This window comes from Deinococcus aestuarii, assembly GCF_018863415.1.
Taxonomy (GTDB): domain Bacteria; phylum Deinococcota; class Deinococci; order Deinococcales; family Deinococcaceae; genus Deinococcus; species Deinococcus aestuarii.
The window spans coordinates 62,097-79,244 of the sequence record NZ_JAHKSN010000014.1; the positions used below are offsets into that span (position 1 = coordinate 62,097).

At 72.8% G+C, this 17,148-nt stretch carries 16 protein-coding genes; 3 read left to right on the forward strand and 13 right to left on the reverse strand.

The annotated features are described in order from the left end of the window. Positions 1 to 8: 8 nt before the first annotated feature. Complete coding sequence (locus IC605_RS16100; protein WP_216326426.1) at positions 9 to 572, forward strand: glycosyl-4,4'-diaponeurosporenoate acyltransferase CrtO family protein; 564 nt, start codon at positions 9 to 11, stop codon at positions 570 to 572. Here the strand turns inward: IC605_RS16100 and IC605_RS16105 are convergent. The 4 genes from IC605_RS16105 to IC605_RS16120 are packed head-to-tail and all read right to left on the reverse strand — an operon-like array spanning position 556 to position 4,877. After that, positions 556 to 1,890, reverse strand: a complete 1,335-nt coding sequence (locus IC605_RS16105) for a glycosyltransferase (RefSeq protein WP_343216640.1) — start codon at positions 1,888 to 1,890, stop codon at positions 556 to 558. The two genes, IC605_RS16100 and IC605_RS16105, sit on opposite strands and share 17 nt — an antisense overlap. Then, positions 1,875 to 3,050, reverse strand: a complete 1,176-nt coding sequence (locus IC605_RS16110) for an FAD-dependent oxidoreductase (RefSeq protein WP_216326429.1) — start codon at positions 3,048 to 3,050, stop codon at positions 1,875 to 1,877. Before IC605_RS16110 ends, IC605_RS16105 begins: the two co-directional genes overlap by 16 nt. Beyond that, positions 3,043 to 3,741 (reverse strand): class I SAM-dependent methyltransferase, encoded by a 699-nt coding sequence (locus IC605_RS16115; protein ID WP_216326434.1) that lies wholly within the window; start codon positions 3,739 to 3,741, stop codon positions 3,043 to 3,045. The genes IC605_RS16110 and IC605_RS16115 overlap by 8 nt, the downstream gene beginning before the upstream one ends. Continuing rightward, on the reverse strand, positions 3,741 to 4,877 hold the full coding sequence (locus tag IC605_RS16120; RefSeq protein WP_216326437.1) for a type III polyketide synthase: 1,137 nt from the start codon (positions 4,875 to 4,877) through the stop codon (positions 3,741 to 3,743). Before IC605_RS16120 ends, IC605_RS16115 begins: the two co-directional genes overlap by 1 nt. A gap of 105 nt (positions 4,878 to 4,982) precedes the next feature. Here IC605_RS16120 and IC605_RS16125 point away from each other — a divergent pair, with 105 nt between their 5' ends. After that, positions 4,983 to 5,660, forward strand: coding sequence for a GntR family transcriptional regulator (locus tag IC605_RS16125; RefSeq protein ID WP_216326440.1), 678 nt, complete (start codon positions 4,983 to 4,985; stop codon positions 5,658 to 5,660). Positions 5,661 to 6,030: 370 nt separating this feature from the next. Continuing rightward, positions 6,031 to 8,538 carry a heavy metal translocating P-type ATPase gene (locus IC605_RS16130; RefSeq protein ID WP_216326442.1) on the forward strand — a complete coding sequence of 836 codons (2,508 nt, stop codon included), beginning with the start codon at positions 6,031 to 6,033 and terminating at the stop codon, positions 8,536 to 8,538. A gap of 63 nt (positions 8,539 to 8,601) precedes the next feature. Here the strand turns inward: IC605_RS16130 and IC605_RS16135 are convergent, their stop codons facing one another. The 9 genes from IC605_RS16135 to IC605_RS16175 form a co-directional block, all read right to left on the reverse strand. Beyond that, positions 8,602 to 9,357 carry an SDR family NAD(P)-dependent oxidoreductase gene (locus IC605_RS16135; protein WP_216326445.1) on the reverse strand — a complete coding sequence of 252 codons (756 nt, stop codon included), beginning with the start codon at positions 9,355 to 9,357 and terminating at the stop codon, positions 8,602 to 8,604. A gap of 236 nt (positions 9,358 to 9,593) precedes the next feature. Next, a complete protein-coding gene (locus tag IC605_RS16140; RefSeq protein ID WP_216326448.1) occupies positions 9,594 to 10,562 on the reverse strand; it encodes an AraC family transcriptional regulator in 969 nt (322 codons plus the stop codon). Positions 10,563 to 10,657: 95 nt separating this feature from the next. After that, positions 10,658 to 11,638, reverse strand: coding sequence for an aldo/keto reductase (locus tag IC605_RS16145; RefSeq protein ID WP_216326450.1), 981 nt, complete (start codon positions 11,636 to 11,638; stop codon positions 10,658 to 10,660). Between the two features lie 29 nt (positions 11,639 to 11,667). Next, a complete protein-coding gene (locus IC605_RS16150; RefSeq protein WP_216326453.1) occupies positions 11,668 to 12,066 on the reverse strand; it encodes a (R)-mandelonitrile lyase in 399 nt (132 codons plus the stop codon). 70 nt (positions 12,067 to 12,136) lie between these two features. After that, positions 12,137 to 12,283, reverse strand: a complete 147-nt coding sequence (locus IC605_RS16155; RefSeq protein ID WP_216326456.1) for a hypothetical protein — start codon at positions 12,281 to 12,283, stop codon at positions 12,137 to 12,139. A 39-nt stretch (positions 12,284 to 12,322) separates the two neighbouring features. Next, positions 12,323 to 13,345: a zinc-dependent alcohol dehydrogenase family protein gene (locus IC605_RS16160; RefSeq protein ID WP_216326459.1), complete on the reverse strand. Its 1,023-nt coding sequence runs from the start codon at positions 13,343 to 13,345 to the stop codon at positions 12,323 to 12,325. A 721-nt stretch (positions 13,346 to 14,066) separates the two neighbouring features. Further along, entirely contained in the window at positions 14,067 to 14,924 is an 858-nt protein-coding gene (locus tag IC605_RS16165; protein ID WP_216326462.1) for an alpha/beta fold hydrolase, read from the reverse strand. A gap of 78 nt (positions 14,925 to 15,002) precedes the next feature. After that, positions 15,003 to 15,977 carry an alpha/beta hydrolase gene (locus IC605_RS16170; protein WP_216326466.1) on the reverse strand — a complete coding sequence of 325 codons (975 nt, stop codon included), beginning with the start codon at positions 15,975 to 15,977 and terminating at the stop codon, positions 15,003 to 15,005. A gap of 132 nt (positions 15,978 to 16,109) precedes the next feature. Further along, the gene (locus IC605_RS16175; RefSeq protein WP_216326469.1) at positions 16,110 to 17,129 is read right to left on the reverse strand and encodes a quercetin 2,3-dioxygenase; all 1,020 of its coding nucleotides are present in this window, start codon (positions 17,127 to 17,129) and stop codon (positions 16,110 to 16,112) included. Between the last annotated feature and the right edge of the window lie 19 nt (positions 17,130 to 17,148).

Consider the following 17,148-nt stretch of genomic DNA (forward strand, 5'->3'; position numbering starts at 1 on the left):
GGGCGGCGGTGCGGCGCCCGGAGAGGAAGCGGCCCTGGCCCGGGGTGCTGGTGGGCCTGGGCGGGGTGGCGGGCGGGGCTTGGCTCGCGGGGCGGGTCCTCGGCTTCCGGGGGCTGCCCTTCGCGGTGGTGACCCACGTGCTGCTGATGCGCTGGGCGCTGTACGTCCTGCGGGTCGTGCCGGGGCGGCCACCGCCGGGCTGGTTCCGGGTGCGGCCCTGGGAGCCTCCGCTGTACCGCCGCCTGGGGGTGTTCGGGTACCGGCGGCTGCTGCGCCTCGCGGGCTGGGAGCGGTTCCGGCGGGAGGCCGTGGGCTTCGACGGGCGCCGGGGGTCCCTCGCCGCCTACGAGCGGGCGACCCGGGAGGCGGAGGCCAGCCACCTCCTGCTGGGGGGCATCGGGACGGGGCTGGTGCTGGGCGCCGCCCTGGGGCGGGCCTGGGGCGCGGCGGGCTGGCTGCTGGGGGCCAACCTCTTCTTCCAGGTGTACCCGGTGCTGCTCCAGCGGACGATGCGGGCGCGGGTCGGGCGGCTGCTCGGGAGGCGGGAGTCCCCGGTCACGGCGCGGGAGTGAAGGCCGTGCGGTCGTCGGCCCCGTGCGGGAGGCCCGGGCCCACCTCCACCCGCCGCCCCGTCCGCGCCAGCGTCTCGACGAGGGTGGCCGCCTCGCGGGGGGCGTCGTGGCGGCGCAGCTCGGCGCCCAGCTCGCGGGCCCGTCGCCGGAAGGGGCTTTCCCCGAGCAGCGAGCGCACGGCCCCGCGCACCTGCCCCGGGGGGGGTGCGTTCGTCCGCAGGTTGAGCCCCACGCCCGCGTACTCGACCCGGCCCGCGACCTCGGCCTTGTCCTCCGTCGTGCCCGCCGCGACCACCGGGACCCCGTGCGCGAGGGCCTGCTGCACGCCGCCGTAGCCCCCGTTCGTCACGTAGACCGCGACGTGTGGGAGCAGCGCCGCGAAGGGGAGGAACGGGGCCACGCGGGCGTTGCCGGGCAACTCGCCCAGTTCCGCCGGGTCCCGGACCCCCGCCGCGACGACGAGCAGGTCCTCGCCCGCCAGCCCCCGCAGCGTCGGCACGATCAATTCCCCCGCCCGGGTGGCGAGGGTCCCCTGGGTGACGAGGACCACCGGGCGCCCTCCCACCACCACCTCGGGCCACCACGCGGGCGGCGGCACGTCCGGGGGCGCGGGCGGGAAGAGCGGCCCGACGAAGTGGAGGTGGCGGGGCAGGTCGCTGCGGGGGTACTCGAAGCCCGGCACGCTGGGTTGCAGCATCAGCCGGGGCGCCACCGGGGGGGCGAAGGGGCGGGGCGGCAGGCCGAGGCGGCGGCACACCGCCCCGAGCTGACGGGTGGCCCGGCCGAAGACGACCCGATCGGCGAGGAGGCGCAGCGCCCGGTTGCGCCAGCGGCCCGGCGGGGAGGCGTCCGGGCGCAACCCCAGCCCGAAGGGCGCCGTGTCGCGGCTGGGAATCCCCAGCGGCAGGATGCCCAGCAGGGCGACGGGCGGCCCGCCGAGTTCTTCCAGCAGCAGCGCGGCGCTCATCGTCTGCTCGGCGAGCACGGCGTCGGGGGGCCAGCGCCGGGCGACGGCGCGCAGGTCGTGCAGTTGCCCCTCGACCTGCCCGAGAAAGACGTGCTCGAGGTCGAACTGAATCTGCCGCAGCCCGGCGCGGTCGTCCCGGCCCGGAAAGGTCGCGCCGAAGGCCGCGTCGTCGTAGTCGCGGGCGTGGACGAAGGGCTCGACCTCCGCGCCGAGCGCCCGCACCCGGTCCGCGTACTTGCGCCCGGTGTACCAGCGGACCTCGTGCCCGCGCGCGAGGAGTTCCCGGGCGATGGGGAGCAGCGGCAGCACGTGCCCGTGGATGGGTTGCGAGGCGATCAGGATTCTGGACACCGGGTCTCTCCTCCCCCCGCCGCCCCCCACCGCATCGTGAAGGCGCGGGCGAGCAGGGGCTGAACGGGAGGAGCGAGCAGGCCCCGCAGCACCCCCTCGCGCACGCGCCGCGCCGCCCCCCCCGCCGGACGCCCGAAGGCCATGTTGAACTCGGCCTGCCGGGTGGCGAGCCGGGCCAGCCGTCGCCGGCGGCGCTCGTAGCGCAGGAGGGCCGCCCGCGCCCCGGGGGCGCCGCTCAGGACCTCCTCCAGCCGGGGCGCGAGCGCGGCGGCGTCCAGCCAGCCCAGGTTCATCCCCTGCCCGCCGATGGGGCTGACCTCGTGCGCGGCGTCCCCGACGAGCAGCACGCGGCCCGCCACCATCCGCCGCGCGAGGTGGTGTCTCACCTCGAAGGCGCTGAGCATGGAGCAGTCCCCCGCCGGGAGGTGCAGGCCCGTGCGCTCCCGGACGAGGGCGGCGAGATCAACCGCCCCGGCGCCGTCCAGCAAGGCTTCCGTGCGGACGACCCAGCGCCGACGGTGGCCGGGCAGGGGGAAGGACTCCACCACCCCCTCACCCGTCAGGCAGATCGCGGCCAGGGGCCCGAAGGCGGTGGTGTCCGGGAAGTCGCCCATCAGGTATTTGTCGGCGTAGGTGCCGCCCGGAAAGGCGATCCCGGCGAGGTCCCGGACCGTGCTGCGGGTGCCGTCCGCCCCCACCACGAGGCGGGCGTGCAGGGTTTGCTCTCGCCCACCCTCCCGGCCGGTGACGCTCACGTGCGGGCCCTCGTCGCGCAGGGCCCGGACCTCCACCCCGCGCCGCAGGGTGCCCGGGGCGAGGTCGGCCAACCTCCGCTCCAGCACCTCCTCGGTCTCGCGCTGGGGCAGCGAGAGGATGAAGGGGTAGCGGGGCGAGGCGGCGTGGAAACTCAGCTCGCCGATCACCCCGCCCGGCCCGAGCACGACCCCGCCCGGGATGGGCACGCCCGCTTCTAAAAAGGGCTGGACCAGCCCCAGCTCCTCGAAGGCGTGCAGGGCGGGCGGGTGGATGCCGACGGCGCGCGAGTGCCCGCTTCTTGCCCTGCGGCGTTCCAGCACCCGAACGTCCAGCCCTCTTCGGGCGAGCAGGCACCCCAGGAAAAGCCCGACCGGGCCGCCCCCCACGATCAGCACGTCAAGCATCGGGCCCCGCCCAGGTCAGCAGCAGGCGGAAGGGGAAGAGGGGCCGGACCCCCCAGCCCGCGGGCGCCAGGGCCGCGAGTTCCGCCCGCGTGTGGCTGCGCCGGATGGACGTGAGCCCGTCTTCCCGGATGAGGGTGCCGGGAAAGACGCGCGCCCCCACGCTGAAGAGGTCGTAGGCCAGCGCGTGCCGGGTGAGGTCGCTGTGCAGGGCCCGCACCCGGGCCAGTCGCTCGCAGTCGCGGAGCAGGGCGCCCAGCTCCGCGTCCGTCAGGTGGTGCAGCAGGTGGTTGGAGGTCACGAAGTCGAAAGACTGGCCCTCCCGCACGAGGTCGCCGCTCAGGGCCCGCCGGAACGTCACGTCGGGGTCGGCGGGAAGCCCGGCGGCGTAGCCGATGGCGCGCTCGTCGGCGTCGATGGCCGTGACCCTCAGCCGCAGCCCGTCCCGGCGGGCCCAGCGGGCGAGCTGGCGCGGCACGTCCCCGCCGCCGCAGCCGATGTCGAGGAGGGTGCTCGGGCGCTCCCGGGACAGCCGGGGATGAATCTCCTGCCGGTACACCCGCCGCCAGCCCGAGACGAGGGCGTTCACCGTCCCGAAGCGGGCGTAGGTGCGCCGCAGGGTGCCGGGGTCGCACGCCGGGTCGTCCATCCGCTCGCGCACCTCCGCCGCGCGCCGGGCGAGGTCGGGGGCCATCAGTCCAGGCCCGGGAACTTCGTCAGGAGGCCCGACTCGACCGTCAGGCCGGGGCCGAAGGCCATCGCGCAGACGCGCTCGCCGCCGCCCGCCTCCTTCAGGAGCTCTCCCAGGATGAAGAGCACCGTCGCGCTGCTCATGTTGCCGTACTGCCGCAGCACCTCGCGCGAGGGGCGCAGTTGCTCGTCCGTGAGGCCCAGGCTTCCCTGCACCTTGTCGAGGATGCTTCGCCCGCCGGGGTGGATGGCCCAGCGTTCGACGCCGCCCCGGGCCGCCCCGAGCAGCGCGGGGTCGCGGGCGAACAGCGGGGCGAGGGCTTCCCCGATGTGCGACTCGATGATGTCGGGCACGTAGGTGCTCAGCACCATGTCGTAGCCCTGGTCGCCGACCGTCCAGGCCATGTCCGCCTCGCCGACGCCGGGCGGGGTCAGGGTGGTCTCGAAGTGATCCATCCGCAGGGCGGGGGTGCCGTCTGCGGGGGAGCGCGCGCTCACCAGGGCCGCCGCCGCCCCATCCGCGAAGACCGAGTTGGCGATCAGGGTGTCGGGATCGTTCGCCGAGTGCATGTGGATGGTGCACAGCTCCGCGCAGACCACGAGGACTACGGCGGCCGGGTCAGCCTCGCAGAAGGCCTTGGCCATCTTCAGCGCCGGAAAGGCGGCGTAGCAGCCCATGAAGCCCACGTGAAAGCGGGCGACCCCCGGCGCGAGGCCCAGCGCGCGCACGACCGCATAGTCCGGCCCCGGGGCGAAGAAGCCCGTGCAGGACACGGTGACGACATGGCTGATGTCGGCAGCCGTCAGGCCCGGGCTCGCCTCCAGCGCCCGCCGCGCCGCCCGCACGAAGAGTTCGGTCGCGTGGACGGTGTAAAAATCGTTGCGCGCCCCGGTGCCGGGTTTGAGCATCCGGCCCGTGGCGGGGTCGTAGAAGAGGGCGGGCCCGTCCTGCGGGCCGCCCAGAAAGTCGCGGACCACGCTGTGCCGCCGGTCGATGGCCGAGGCGTTGAAGATGGAGGTGGTGAGGCGCTGGCCCAGGCGGTCGAGTTCGGGCTGGGCGCGCAGGATGTCGCGGATGACCGCCTGCGGGTAGGCCGTCTCCGGGACGGCCCTTTCAATGGCGTGCAAATACACGGGCATAGGCCAAGGTAGCGGAGGAGGCTGACGGGAATTTGTCTGCCAGCTTCACGTCCCGCAGGAGTTTGATATATCACACACCGGAAACTGGCCCTACACTGGAGAACCATGCCGCTGCCCGACACCCCGCGACTGCCGCGCGTCCTCGCCCGCGAGGAGGTCTATGCCCGGTTGCGGGACTGGATCGTCGGGGGCACGCTGCCCCCCGGCGAGGTGCTGCGCGACCACGACATCGCCGCCCGGCTGGGCGTCAGCCGCACGCCGGTGCGCGAGGCCCTGCGCCGACTGGAGGACGAGGGGTTCGTCGAGACGGCCCTCAACCGCTGGACGCGCGTGGCGCCGCTCGACCTGACGCAGGCCGCCGAACTGTACCCGGTGATCGAGGCCCTCGACGTGCTGGCGCTCGAACAGGGCGGACCGGGGCTGACGGAGGAGCACCTGCGGCGGCTGGAGCGGGCCAACGCCGACCTCGCGCACTCGCTCGCGCAGCACGACGCCGCCCGCGCCCTCTCGGCCGACGACGCGTTCCACGCCGTGTGGGTCGAGGCGGCGGCCAACCGGGCCCTCGCCGGGGTCCTGGGGGGGCTCAAGCTCAAGCTGCGGCGGGCCGAACTCGCGTACTTCGGACACGAGGCGCGTGGCGAGCACTCTCTCGGCGAGCACACGGCCATCGTCGCGGCCCTGCGTGCCCGGCAGTGGGACCAGGCCTGCGCCTGGCTGCGCCGGAACTGGCGGGGCAGTCTGGAACGGCTCATCGCGCAGCAGGGCCCAGGAACGCAATCCTGACGGGGCGCAGGCTGCGACCCTCCTCTTCAGAGCGTCCCACGGCAGCTTTCCTCCTCGCCGGGAGTGGACTCCCAAGTTCACGCCCGCCCATCAACTCCGGCCGGCCGATCCTCCTCTCTTCCACCACAGTCAGCCGGACCGACCCTGACTCCGCCGGTCTCGGGGTTCACCCCTCCCCCCGCCGGGGGCGGCGGGCCAGGACGCCTCCCCACGGGTTTGGACCTATCCTCCCCCCAGGGATACTTGGGATATCAGCTTCTTATCCATCTCGATAACGACCCAATGACCACTGGCTCTTGCCTATCCCCCTCCCCGGGGTCTATGCTGGGGGCATCGGGCTCCCCCTCGGGGGGGTGGAAGGAGCGAAGGGATGACGAAGACCGTCGAACTCGGGGTGCAGGGGATGACCTGTGCGAGTTGCGTGGGGCGGGTCGAGCGCGGCCTGGGGAAGGTGGACGGGGTGCTGGACGCCAGCGTGAATCTGGCGACCGAGCGGGCCACCGTCACCTACGACCCGGAGGTGACCACCCCGCGGGCGCTGCTGGACAAGGTGAGGGACGTGGGTTACGAGCCCGTCGTGGGCCAGGTCGAACTCGGCGTGCAGGGGATGACCTGCGCCGCGTGCGTGGGCCGGGTGGAGCGGGCGCTGGGGAAGGTGGACGGGGTGCTGGACGCCAGCGTCAATCTGGCGACCGAACGAGCGACGGTGCGCTTCCTGCCGGGCGTCAGCGCCGGGCAGCTCCGGCAGGCGGTCCGCGCGGCGGGCTACGAGGTGCTGGAGGAACAGGCGGGCCTGCGCCGGGAGGATCAGGAGCGCGAGGCCCGCGCCCGCGAGGTGAGCCACCTGCGGGGTCAGGTGCTGCTGAGCGCGGTCTTCGCCGTGCCGCTGCTCCTGATCGCCATGCTCCCGATGCTGGTGCCCGGCGCGGGGGCGTGGCTGATGTCCACCTTCGGGCACGGGGTGATGGGCACCCTGAACTGGGTGATGCTCGCCCTCGCCGCGCCGATCCAGTTCGGGCCGGGGCGGCGCTTCTACCGCCTGGGGTGGAAGAGCCTGCGGGGCGGGTCGCCCGACATGAACGCCCTGGTGATGATCGGCACGTCGGCGGCGTTCGCGTACTCGCTCGTCGCCACCGTGGCGCCCGGCCTCTTCCCGGCGGGGACGGCCCACGTGTACTACGAGGCCTCGGGCGTCGTGATCACGCTGATCCTGCTCGGCAAGTATTTCGAGGCCCTCGCCAAGGGGAGGAGCAGCGAGGCGATGAGGAAGCTGCTCGGCCTCCAGGCGAAGACCGCGCGGGTGGTGCGCGGCGGGCAGGACCTCGAGTTGCCCGCCGACGAGGTGCTCGTGGGCGATCTCGTCTCGGTCCGCCCCGGCGAGAAGGTGCCGGTGGACGGCGAGGTGGTGAGCGGCCACTCCTTCGTGGACGAGAGCATGATCACCGGCGAGCCGGTGCCCGTCGTCAAGCAGGCGGGCGCGTCGGTCGTGGGCGGCACGATCAACCAGCACGGCGCCTTCGAGTTCCGGGCCACCCGCATCGGCGCCGACACCGCCCTCGCGCAGATCATCCGGCTCGTCGAGACCGCGCAGGGCAGCAAGCCGCCGATCCAGGGGCTCGCCGACCGGGTGGTCGCGGTGTTCGTGCCCGTGGTGCTGGGCCTCGCGGCGCTGACCTTCGGGCTGTGGCTGATCCTGGGCGGCGGGTCGGCGCTGAGCTTCGCCCTGGTCACGACGGTCGCCGTATTGATCATCGCCTGCCCCTGCGCGATGGGCCTCGCCACGCCGACCAGCGTCATGGTGGGCACCGGCAAGGCGGCCGAACTCGGCGTGCTGTTCAAGGGGGGAGCGGCCCTGGAGGGCCTTCAGGGGGTGCGGGTGGTCGCCCTCGACAAGACCGGCACGCTCACGCGGGGCCGTCCCGAACTCACCGACCTGATCCCGGCCCCCGGCTTCGACCGCCCCACGGTTCTGCGGCTCGTCGCGGCGGCCGAGGACCAGAGCGAGCACCCCATCGCCCGCGCCATCGTGGCCGCCGCGCGGCGCGAGGGGCTGGTCCTCACGCGGCCGGAGACGTTCGGCGCGGTGCCCGGGTACGGGCTGGAGGCGCGGGTGGAGGGGCGCCTCGTGCAGGTCGGCGCGGACCGCCTCATGCAGCGCCTCGGCCTGGACGTGGGCGGGTTCGCCGCCGAGGCCGCGCGGCTGGGGGACGAGGGCAAGAGCCCGCTGTACGCCGCCGTCGACGGGCAGCTCGCGGCGGTGATCGCGGTCGCCGATCCCCTCAAGGAGGGCAGCCTGGAGGCGGTGACGGCGCTGCGCCGCCAGGGGCTGAGGGTCGCCATGATCACCGGGGACAACGCCCGGACCGCGCACGCCATCGCTCGCCAGCTCGGCATCGACGAGGTGCTCGCCGAGGTGCTGCCGGGCGGCAAGAGCGACGCGGTGAGGGCGCTCCAGGCGCGGGGACAGGCGGTGGCCTTCGTGGGCGACGGGATCAACGACGCGCCCGCCCTCGCCCAGGCCGACGTGGGGCTCGCCATCGGCACCGGGACCGACGTGGCCGTCGAGACCGCCGACGTGATCCTGATGTCGGGGGACCTGCGCGGGGTGCCGAACGCCCTCTCGCTCAGCCGCGCCACCCTGCGCAACATCCGGCTGGGCCTCTTCTGGGCCTTCGCGTACAACGCCCTGCTGATCCCGGTCGCGGCGGGCGTGCTGTACCCGGCCTTCGGGGTGCTGCTCAGCCCGGTCCTGGCGGCGGCGGCGATGGGCTTTTCCAGCGTCTTCGTCCTGAGCAACGCCCTGCGGCTGCGCGGCTTCCGCCCCCCCGTCCGGCCCGGTCCCGTCCCCACCGCACGGCCCGCCGTCGCCTACACCTGACCCGCCTTCCCCGGCCCGGAAGGCACCCGGAGAGGCCCACCGTCGGCCTCTCCGGCGCCTTTGCTACCGGACGTAGGAGGCGCCGTTGAGGTCCAGCGTCGCCCCCGTCATGTGCCGCGCCAGCCCCGAGGCGAGAAAGGCCACCGTGTTCGCCACCTCCTCGGGCGGCACCACGTCCCCCAGCGGGATGTCTCTGGCAATGTCCGCCGCGTGCTCGCGCAAATAGCCCTCGGCCATGTCGGTCCGCACCCAGCCGGGGGCCACCGCGTAGGCGAGGATCTTCTCGCGGGCGTACCCCCGCGCGATGGAGCGGGTCAGCGCGATCACGCCTCCCTTCGAGGCCGCGTAGTGCATCGCGTCGGGGTTGTCCCCCCGAAAGGCGGCCCGGCTCGCCACGTTGACGATGATCCCGCCCCCGCGCTCCCGGAAGTGCAAGATCGCCTCGCGGCACAGGTCGGCGACGGCGACCAGATTGACCTGCAAGGTGCGCGCCCAGGTCTCGGCCCACTCACCGGAGGGCTCGTCCACGGTCACGCTCGGGGCGATCCCGGCGTTGTTCACGAGCACGTCGATACGGCCCCGCCACAGGGCGGCCTCCCGGAACAGCTCCGCCGCCACGCCCGGCCGGGTGAGGTCGGCCCGCAGGGCGAGCGCCCGCTCCTCCCCGAGGTCCCGCGCGATGGCCCGGGCCTCTTCCCCACTCTGGCCGTAATGCACGACGACCCGCGCCCCGGCCCCCGCCAGCGTGCGGACGGTCGCCGCCCCGATGCCGCGTGAGCCGCCCGTCACCAGAATCACTTTGCCTGTCAGGTCCAGCATGACCCCATTGTGGGGCCTGGGCGTCTCTCCACCCACGGCGCAGCGGGGCGGGCTTGAGGTGGGGGTCTCCCACCGTCACGCCCGGTCTCGGGAACCGGGGGACACGGCATGAGCTTCCAGTCAGCCCAGGGGCTTTCACACGGGAAGCGGCGACCTCTCGCGTCACCACGCTCGGTCTGCGGAAAGGAGCCGGGCCTCCCGGGAAGACGGGCCCCCGGCTCGTCGGTCGCCCTTCTTCAGAGGGGGGCGACTCGCCCGCCGCCCGGCCCGCGCAGGCGGGCGCTGTCTCTGGCGGGCGTGTTGCCGAACAGGCGGCTGTACTCCCTGGAGAACTGCGACGCGCTCTGGTAGCCCACCTGCCGACCCGCCGTGGCCGCGTCGACCGGCGCCGCCATCATCAGCCGCCTCGCCTCCTGAAGCCGGACCGTCTTCTGGAATTGCAGGGGACTCATGGACGTCACCGCCTTGAAGTGCGCGTGGAAGGTCGAGACCCCCAGGTGGACGAACGCGGCGAGGGCCTCGACCTCCAGCGGCTCGTCGTAGTGCGCGTAGATCCACTCGATGGCGCGGGCGACCCGCCCCACCCTGGACTCCGCCTGCCCGAGCTGGGCGACCTGCGCGCCGACGGGACTCAGCAGCAACCGGGTCAGGAGTTCGTCCACGATCAAGGGGCCGATGAACGCCGCCTCCCGCTCGTCGCCCATCGCCTCCAGCAGCCGGGTCGCGGCGTTCACGATGGCGGCATTCGAGGGCGTGACGTGAACCCCACGCCGGTCTTGCACGCGGGTCAACCCGTGCGGGAAGAGCCGCAGGCTCAGGGCGGCGATGCGCCCCGGGTCGAGGTCGAGCTTGAAGGTCAGGAACGGCTCCCGCGCGCTGGCCCGCGTCACCCGGAAGGCGACCGGCAGGTGGACGGAATACACCATCAAGCGGTGGGGGTCGTACTCGTAGGTGTCCGGGCCGATCTGCACGCTCTTGTTGCCCTGCGCGACCAGGCAGAGGGCCGATGGCTGCACGCTGTGCTGAAGGTGCCCGTGCACCCGGGTCGAGCGGGCGACCGCCACGCCCGGCAGGCGCAGGGGAAACTCGCCGTCGTACGGCGTGAAGGCCCGAATCAGCCCGGCCAGCCGGGACAGGTCGCCTGCACCCGGCCCCGGCAAGGGATCGAGCTGAGGGAGCGGCAGCGTGGTGTTCGTCGGCGTCATGGTTCCGAAACCTCCCGGACAACCTCTCGTTCCCTGCCAGGATGCCTGGCCCGCCCCGGCGTCACACGGAGGTCCGGGGCGGGCCCCTTCCCGCCTTAGCGGTGACCGACGACGGGACGCGGCACGTACGGCTCCTCCAGAAAGGTGACTTCCCCGGGCGAGAGCCTCACGGACAGCGCCCGGGCGGCATCCTCCAGATGGCTGAGCTTCGTCGCCCCGATGATCGGCGCCGCCACCGGCTCCTTCTGGAGCAGCCACGCGAGCGCAATTTGAACGCGCGGCACCCCGTGCTTCCGGGCGAGTTCCGCCACCCGCTCCACGATGATCCGGTCCCGGTCTGCGGTCGCGTCGTACTTGCTCCTGGCAATCTGATCGGTCTCGGCCCGGAGGGTGTTCGCCGTCCAGTCCCGGGTGAGTCGCCCGGCGGCCAGGGGGCTGTACGGGATCACGCCGATGCCCTCCGCGCGGCACAGCGGCAGCATCTCCCGCTCCTCCTCGCGGTAGATCAGGTTGAGGTGGTCCTGCATCGACACGAAGCGCGTCCACCCGTGCCGCTCGGCCACGTGCAGCGCCCGCTGGAACTGCCACGCCCACATCGCCGACGCCCCGATGTACCTCGCCTTGCCCGCCCTCACCACGTCGTGGAGCGCCTGCATCGTCTCCTCGATGGGCGTGTCGTCATCCCAGCGGTGAATCTGGTAGAGGTCCACGTAGTCGGTGCCCAGCCGCTTCAGACTCTGGTCGATCTCGCTCAGGATCGCCTTGCGCGACAGCCCCCCGCCGTTCGGGCCCTCACGCATCCGGCCGTGGACCTTGGTGGCGATGACGACCTCATCGCGGCGGGCGAAGTCCCGCAGGGCGCGTCCGAGGATCTCCTCGCTCACCCCCAGGGAATAGACGTTGGCGGTATCGAAGAAGTTGATGCCCAGTTCGAGGGCCTTCCGGATAACGGGTCGGCTGTTCTCCTCGTCGAGCACCCACTGGTGAATCCAGCGCCCGGCGTCCCCGAAGCCCATGCACCCGAGGCAGAGGCGGGACACGTCCAGTCCGGTGCGGCCCAGCTTCGTGTAGTCCATGTCGCGTCCTCCCCTGAACCGGCAGGTTGCTAACGGGCCCGGTACTGCTCGTCGGTGACGTGTTCTAGCCAGTCCACCGCTTTGCCGTTCAGTGCCTCCTGAACGGCGAGGTGGGTCATGGCCGTGGTGGGCGAGGCGCCGTGCCAGTGTTTCTCGCCGGGCTCGAACCACACCACGTCCCCGGGATGAATCTCCTCGACGGGGCCGCCCTCCCGCTGCACGAGACCGGCACCCGCCGTCACGATGAGGACCTGGCCGAGCGGGTGGGTGTGCCAGGCCGTGCGGGCGCCGGGCCCGAAGGTCACGGCATTGCCCGCGGCGCGGGCCGGGGCCTGTGCCGGGAACAGCGGATCAATTCGCACGGTGCCGGTGAACCACTCCGCCGGACCTGTGCCCGAGGGTTGTGAGCCGCTTCGCTGGATCTTCATGGTGGCGCTCCTGTGGTGCAAGAGGTTGGTCCTGAACCCGGGGCCGCGCGCCGACCTCGGGCTGAATGGATTATTCGCCCTTCGGCAGCGCCGCGTGGTCGGTGACCCAGCGGAAGCGCACGTCGCCGTCCACCGGTGGGCGGGGCAGCCTGGACCGCGAGGGTGCTCCGGTCGAGACCGGCATGACCGGCGACAGGAAGGGAGTCGTGTGGTTCACGGCCCTGTTCTTCCCTCACGACGAGGAGCGGGCGGCGTCTCAGGGACGCAGCAGGGTCTTGATGGCGCGGCGCTCGTCCATCGCGCGGTAGCCCTCCGCCACCTGGTCCAGCGGCAGGGTCTGGTCGAAGACCAAGCCAGGGTTGATCTTCTCACTCAGCACCAGCTCGATCAGGTGCGGCAGGTAGCGGCGCACCGGCGCGGGGCCGCCGTGCAGGTGCACCCCGGAGAAGAACAGCTCCAGGCCGGGCAGCGTCACCCCGTGCGACACCCCGACGTAGCCGACGTGCCCGCCGGGCCGGGTGGAGCGGACCGCCTGCATCATCGACTCCTGGGTGCCGACCGCCTCAATGACCGAATGCGCCCCAAGTCCAGCCGTCATGTCTTTGATGCGGGCCACACCCTCGTCCCCACGCTCGGTCACGATGTCGGTCGCGCCGAACGTCCGGGCCAGCCTCTGCCGGTCCTCGTGCCGACTCATCATGATGATGCGCTCGGCCCCCATCTGCTTGGCCGACAGGACACCCAGCAGCCCCACCGCGCCGTCCCCGACCACCGCCACGGTCTTGCCGGGCTTCACGTTGGCGGCGTCGGCGGCGAACCAGCCGGTGCCCAGCACGTCGGACGTAGCGAGGAGGCTGGGCAGCAAGGCATCCGATGGGACTTCCGGTGTGGCGACCAGCGTTCCGTCAGCGAGGGGAACACGCAGGTAAGGGGCCTGGGCGCCCTCCGCTCCCATCGGCCGGGCATCCACGCAGCGGCTCTGGTACCCGTCGTTGCAGATCGGGCAGGTGTTGTCGGAGGCGAAGAACGAGCCGACGACGAACTGACCGGGCTTGACGCCCCGCACGTCCCGCCCGACTTCCTCGACGATGCCGCAGTATTCGTGGCCCATCGGCATCGGTTCGTCGCTGAGATCGTCGCCCCGGTAGGGCCACAGGTCGGAACCGCAGACGCAGGTGGCCGAGAGGCGGAGGATGGCGTCGGTGGGTTCGAGGAGGTGCGGGTCGGGACGCTCCTCGAAGCGCACGTCGCGGGGGCCGTACAGCATCGTTCCTTTCATGGGTGTTCTCCTTGTTGAGAGAGCCTGTCGTCGGGTCAGGCGCGTGGTTTTGACGGTCTGGAGTGAGGCGGCGGGCCGTGAAGGCGAGGGGTTCGCCCCTCCCTTCCGCACTTGTCCGCTCGCCGGGGGTTCACGGTGCCGGAGCCGAACTCCCTGTCCGGCCTCCAGATGCTCCTTTCCACCTCACGGCGAGCGGACGCTGCTTGCAGGGCGCCGCCCCCGGCGGGAGGGACACGCTCGGCCGTCCTCCTCGGCGCGGCCTGCGGAACGTTCTGCGCTCCGGTGCTCCTGCCCCGGGCACGTGAGGAAGTCTACGAACCCGCGCCGAAGGCCGGTTGCCCAAAACTCTGAAGTTCTGACCCAAACCTCTCGGTTGTTCGGGAGCGCGACTCCGCAAGGCCCCCTGCGGGACCCGGCTCGCCGCCGTTGGGCACGTCTCCCGGGTCCTGGCCCAGCAGGAAGGCACGCCCACGAAGCGAAGGACAAGCTGATCCGGGCCAGGCTGCCAGCTCTCGTCCAGCCTGGCCCCACACGCGGGGAGACTCGGACTTCAATCCCACCGAAAGGCCGCTTGTCAAGGACAAGGGTTTGTGCGGGCTGGGGATGGACGAGCCGTGCCCGCCCTTCCTCACAGCGTCCGGGTCGTTGCTCGACGGCGTGATCCTACGCGACGTGTTCGGTGGGTTCGCCCGGCGGTGTCCTCGACCCCGAGCGTCCCGGCTCACGGCCTGGTCGCTGCCCAGGCCGGGTCATGCCGCCGCAGGAAGTTCTCCACCGCGCCTATGAACGCCCCGAAGTCGTCGAACCGGAGATTGTGCCCCGTCCCCGGCAGATGCACCGTCCTTCCCGCCGGGTTGTCCCCAAGAATGGTCCGCGCCTGCTCCCCGGTCACGATGCCGCCCCGCTCCGCGTCCCCGGTCAGCAGCAGGAAGGGGCAGCGGACGGCCCTCATCTCTTCGCGCCACTCCAGATGAGGCGGCCGGGAGAAGAGCGCGAACATGCCCTCCTCCACATCCCGCAGGCTGGCCGCCCAGGCGCGCAGGTCCTCGCCCCGCCACCCCGGGTTGACCTCGCGGGCCAGGCGCAGGGCGTCTTCCGGCGGGGCCGTGCGCAGGGCGGACACACGCTCCCGAAAGGAGGCCAGGCGCGCCTCACGCCTGGCCCGTTCCTGGGGCGTGGGCTCCGGTCTGGGCTCCACGAAGGGAGGGTCCTCCAGAATGAGGGCGCGGACCTGCCCCGGGTGGCGGGCGGTAAATACGGCAGCGGTCTCGGCCCCCATCGAGTGCCCGATGAGGGCGGGCGTGTCGAGCCCCAGGGCCCCCAGAAGCGCTCCCAGGTCGGCCACGCGGTCATCCAGCTCGAAGGGCCCCTCCGCCCGCTGTGACTGGCCGTGCCCGCGGGCGTCGTAGGCCACCACGTCGTAGCGTTCGCCCAGCACCCGGGCCGCGCGGGTCCAGCTCGCCGCGTTGGAGGTCAGCCCGTGCAGCAGGACCAGGGGCGGTCTGGGCCCACCCGTGCGCTGCACATGAAGCCGGTGACCGTTCACTTCGACAAACCCGCCTTGCCAGATCGCCGTCATGGTGGTTCCTTTCGGTGGGGCCGTGCCGGGTCCCGTGAGGCGGGGGGCTGCCGTCGTGGGCAGACCCGGGGGCTCATCTCAGCGGCCGCGCTCCACCAGGGGGGCGGGAGCCGCCTGCGCCGCCGGACGTTCGAAGGCGGGGGAGGTCGGCGTGACGCCGCGCAAAAAGCCCAGCAGCGGGTCCGCGAGCGAGGCGTCCCCCGTGTTCAGGCTCAGGACCGTGGAGAGGTGGTTGTGCCCCGGCACCTGGAAAAAGCGGGGCAGCCCGCCGAACTTCTCCCCGTAGGCCGAGAGAAACCGCACGCTGGGCCGCTCGATCTCGTCGGGGTCGTACTCCGCCGTCATGAACAGCAGGGGCACCGCGCTCCCCCCATAGGTCCGCAGCAGACCCAGCGGCCCGTTCGCGTCGATCTGCTGCGGCTCGGCCCCGAAATACGCCTTGGTGACCTGCTCCCTTGGACCGTCGTGGGGCAGGGCGCAGGGCACCGACAGCAGCACCGCGGCGGCGACCTCGGGAACGCCCCGGGGTTGCCGCCCCCCGCCGAACAGGTAGGTGGCGACGTGCACGCCGCCCGCCGAGTTGCCGAAGAGCGTCAGGGCCCCGGGATCGCCCCCGTACTCCGCCGCGTGCCCGTGGGCCCAGCCGACCACCCGGGCCACGTCCTCCCCGCCTCCCGGAAAGCGCACGTGCGGGACGAGGCGGTAGTTCGCCAGAACCGCGACGAAGCCGTGCCGGGCGAGGAAGGTGCCGACGTTGGCGTACATCAGGCCCTCCGAGTCCGGAAGCGTCTTGTCCCCGGTCCACAGCCCGCCGCCGTGGAAGAACAGCACGACGGGGTGGGGGCCGGGGGTCTGGGGCCGGTACACGTCCAGGCGGTGGCGCCCGTCCGGGCCGTACGGGAGGTCGTGGGTGACGTGGACTCCCGCCTTGGGCGTGTCCCGGTGGTGGGGCACATAGGCGGCCAGGGTCTCGTCGGCGACCCCTTTGTTCCAGGTGCTTCCGAAGCGGGCGGCCAGGTCCCGGGCGGGGCCGGTGTTCAGGGGTTGGGGCATGGGGACATCCTTGGGGCAGAGGGGCCGGGGCAGACGCCGGGACGGCCCCGGCGGGAGGCGGGCAGGGGCGGAGGGTCAGGGAGGGGGAGGAGCCGCGCACGGGGCTGTGGACGCCCTGCCCCCCCATCCTGCCTACGACACGAACGCGATGTCGAGCGTCCCCTCGGCGCGGGCGAGGTCGGGCTGGTCGCCCGGGGCGGGGGTCTGGTCGGGGAAGACGGGATACGCCCACGCCTCACCGGCCACGGCGAACAGCCCCTCTATCCCCGCTCCCGCGTTCATGGTGAGGAAGCGGGTGCTGCCGCCCTCCAGCGCGTAAGCGTGCACACATCCGGCGGGGATGTTCACGCAGTCTCCCGGGTAAGCCACCGTCCCGGCCCCGTCCAGCGTCACCCGCAGCCGCCCGTTGAGGACGTACAGCACCTCGTGCGTCGCCCGGTGGACGTGGGCGGGCATCCGGGCTCCCCGGGGTCCCTCGATCACGGCCATCCCGAGCGCGCCACCCGTCTGGGCGCCACCCGCGAGCACGGTGCAGACCTGCCCGAACATCACGTGCCGCGTGCCGCAGTCCGCCCTCAGGAAGTACGACTCCTCCCCCCCGGGAAGCGTTTCGCCCAGCTCGCCGCCCGTGGCGGGAAACGGCGACAGGTCGCGGCGGAAGGCCACGTCGTGCAGCTCCTGCGCGCGTCCCAGGCGCTCGAAGGGGGGCGGGGAGGTGTCCACCGGGGGAAAGGCCGGGCCGTGGTACGGATTGGAGGTGAAGACGAAGAACTCCTCCCAGCCGCCGGGGGTGATCACGCCCACCGTCTCGGTATAGTTCCCGAGGAACTGGTAGGCGTGCGCGGTGCCGGGCGCGACGTAGGCGAAATCTCCGGGATTGAGGACGCGGCTTTCCTGACCCGACCAGAGCTGCATCTGCCCCCGGGTGACGAAGAAGGTGTCGCGCGCCCCCCGGTGGCTGTGGAAGGGGATGGGCCTGTCCTTCGGGCCCAGGACCGCGACGACGGCGAGGGCCCCGCCCGACTGCGCCCCGCCCACGAGGATGCGGGTGGTCTGGCCCAGCAGCACGCCGGACGTGCCGCCCCCGGCTTCCAGAACGTAGGGCGTGGTCGTGGTGGGCAGGGCGGCGGACTCGGGAGAGGTGGAGGTCATGGGAGGCTCCTTGGGGGGC